The organism is Methylobacterium sp. WL116 (assembly GCF_008039455.1).
GTDB lineage: Bacteria > Pseudomonadota > Alphaproteobacteria > Rhizobiales > Beijerinckiaceae > Methylobacterium.
This window is the reverse complement of record NZ_VRUV01000569.1, coordinates 1-2,728: the sequence shown is the minus strand read 5'-3', so window position 1 is coordinate 2,728 and position 2,728 is coordinate 1. Positions and strand designations below refer to the sequence as shown.

The 2,728-nt window shown below is 69.3% G+C and carries 4 protein-coding genes; 3 read left to right on the top strand and 1 reads right to left on the bottom strand.

What is annotated here, in order from left to right; all coding sequences use genetic code 11:
- Together FV223_RS24610 and rfbA are read left to right on the top strand one after the other, a co-directional pair.
- Positions 1-188, top strand: a 188-nt coding sequence (locus FV223_RS24610) for a sugar nucleotide-binding protein (RefSeq protein ID WP_147729424.1), incomplete at its 5' end; no start/stop codon positions are given.
- Positions 185-1,063, top strand: coding sequence for a glucose-1-phosphate thymidylyltransferase RfbA (gene rfbA / locus FV223_RS24605; protein WP_147729423.1), 879 nt, complete (start codon positions 185-187; stop codon positions 1,061-1,063). The genes FV223_RS24610 and rfbA, both read left to right, overlap by 4 nt.
- A gap of 30 nt (positions 1,064-1,093) precedes the next feature.
- On the opposite strand, the gene FV223_RS24600 is transcribed toward rfbA, so the two are convergent.
- Positions 1,094-1,366, bottom strand: a complete 273-nt coding sequence (locus tag FV223_RS24600) for a hypothetical protein (protein WP_147729422.1) — start codon at positions 1,364-1,366, stop codon at positions 1,094-1,096.
- Positions 1,367-1,549: 183 nt separating this feature from the next.
- Here FV223_RS24600 and FV223_RS24595 point away from each other — a divergent pair, with 183 nt between their 5' ends.
- Entirely contained in the window at positions 1,550-2,641 is a 1,092-nt protein-coding gene (locus tag FV223_RS24595) for an OpgC domain-containing protein (RefSeq protein ID WP_147729421.1), read from the top strand.
- Positions 2,642-2,728 lie beyond the last annotated feature (87 nt).

Sequence of the window (2,728 nt, the reverse complement as noted above, 5' to 3'; positions counted from 1 at the left end):
GCTCCGTGCCGGTCGCGGGCATCCCCACCAGCGCCTACCCGACCCCGGCCCGGCGGCCGGCGAACTCGGCGCTCTCGACCGAGAGCCTGAACGCCGCCTACGGCATCGCGATGCGGCCGTGGCAACAAGCTCTCGACACCATTCTCGACCGCCTGATCGGGCCGGTCACAACGGAGGCCTTCCGATGAAGGGCATCATCCTGGCCGGCGGCTCCGGCACGCGGCTGCATCCGGCGACGCTGTCGATCAACAAGCAGCTGCTGCCGGTCTACGACAAGCCGATGATCTACTACCCGGTCTCGGTGCTGATGCTGGCCGGCATCCGGGAGATCCTGATCATCTCGAGCCCCGAGCACCTCGACAACTACAAGCGCCTGTTCGGCACCGGCGAGCAGTTCGGGCTGCGCTTCGCCTACGCGGTGCAGCCCAAGCCCGAGGGGCTGGCGCAGGCCTTCCTCATCGGCCGCGAGTTCGTCGGCGACGATTCCGTCGCCTTGATTCTCGGCGACAACCTGTTCTTCGGCGCCGGCATGACCGAGCTGCTGGCGCGCGCCGCCGAGCGCAAGGCGGGGGCGACGGTATTTGCCTACCACGTCGAGAACCCGCAGGCCTACGGCGTGGTCACGCTCGACGCGGCCGGGCGGCCGTTGCGGCTGGTCGAGAAGCCGGCCGAGCCGGAATCGACCTGGGCGGTGACCGGCCTGTACTTCTACGACAATCAGGTGCTCGACATCGCCGCCGCGGTGACGCCCTCGGCGCGGGGCGAGCTCGAGATCACCTCGGTCAACGAGGCCTATCTCGAGCGCGGCCAGCTCCACGTCGAGAAGATGTCCCGCGGCTACGCCTGGCTCGACACCGGCACGCACGACAGCCTGCTCGAGGCTTCCGAGTTCGTGCGCACGATCCAGCACCGCCAGGGGCTGCAGGTCGCCTGCCTGGAGGAGATCGCGTTCGAGCAGGGCTTCATCGGCCACGAGCAGCTCCTCGCCCGCGGCGAGCTGTTCAAGAAGACCGCCTACGGACAGAACCTGTTGCGATTGGCACGCGAGAACCCGGCGGCGTGAACTCGGGTTCAGTGAACCGCCGGGCCGCCGTCACTGCTTGCTGCAGCCGATGCAGATGCCGCGCATGAGCTGATCGTCCTTCTTCTCGTTGGCCGTCCGCGTCTCCCGGTCGCCCAATCTGCCCTCGCCGGCGGCGCCCGGGCGCGGAACGGTCTGGCCGACGCTCGAGGTGTTCGGCGCGGTGATCGTCGTGGTCGGCCCGCCGCCCGTGCCCGTCTGGGCCTGGGCGAGCGCTTGGCCCGACCATGACGCGGCCACAGCGGCGGCGAGGGCGAAAGCGGAAATTCCGTGGGTTCTGGACATCGTCGGCTCCTTGTCCCGGCGTAACGCGGGCGACGGCGGGTCGGTTCGACCCGCGGGGCGGGGCGTCTGCGGCGCACCTTTGCAGTCGGGCCTGCGCCGCCGTATCAGGACCGGCCTTCGCCGCGTCGCGACGCGCCGCCGGCGGACGAACCCGCACGCCGAACTTCCGGAGCCGACACCGCGATGCGGGAACCGAACGCGATCGATTTCTGGCGCGGGCTCGCCCTGGTCACGATCTTCATCAATCACGTCCCCGGCAACACCTTCGAGCGCTACACCTACTCGCAGTACGGCATCTCGGACGCGGCCGAGCTGTTCGTGTTCCTGGCCGGCTGGTCGATCGGCATCGCCACCCGCGGCCGCGACGGCACGCCCGAGCCGCGGCTGCGCTCGGTGCTGCGCCTCCTGTCGCGCACCATCGAGGTCTACCGGGCGCAGCTCGCCGTGATGGTGATCGCGCTGGCGATGATCGCCGGCACCGCGCTGGTCTTCGACAACCCGCTGATCCTCGAATGGCACAATGCCGGCGGGTTCTTCGCCGACCCGATCCAAACCGTCGTCGGCATGGTGCTGCTCACCCACCAGCTCGGGTTCTTCAACATCCTGCCGCTCTACGTGGTGCTGCTCGGGATCGCCCCGGTCTTCGTGCTGATCGCCAGAGAGAGCCGGCTCCTCGCCCTCGGGCTCTCGGCCGGCCTCTACCTCGCCAGCCTCGTCGAGGAGTGGAACCTGCCGTCCTGGCCCGGGCAGGGCGACTGGTTCTTCGATCCGTGGTGCTGGCAGCTGCTCCTGGTGCTCGGCTTCGTCCTGCAGGACTGGAACCGCACCTCGGGCACGCTGCGGCTGTGGTCGCGCCGCCTGTTCCCCCTCGGGATCGCGATCGTCGTCCTCGGGATCGTGCTCTCGGTGCTGGAGATCCGCCCCGATCCGATGCTGGTCCCGGACCCGCGACTGCTGTTCAGCTTCGACAAGACCTACTTGACGCCGGCGCGCCTGTTACATTTCGTGGGCGTCCTTCTCGCATTCGGCCCGGTCTACGGTATCATCGCGCCCCGCATCCCCTTGATTGTCGGGTATCTTGCGAGCCTGGGCCGGAATTCCCTGGCCGTGTTCTCCATGGGATCGATCTTGAGCCTCGGCGGCCAGCTCCTGCGCTTTCGGACCGGCGGCGGATTGATCGTCGACATGATCGTGCTCGCCGTCGGCATCGTCGGCCTCGGCGCGACCGCGTGGTTCGTGGAATGGCGCGGCCGAAAAGTCCGGGTGGCGTCGTGAGGGCCGCCGCGATGCGCCGGATCGCCGCCGCCCTGCTCCTCGGCCTCATCGCGAGCGCCCCCGCGGATGCGCAGGACGCCCCCCGCG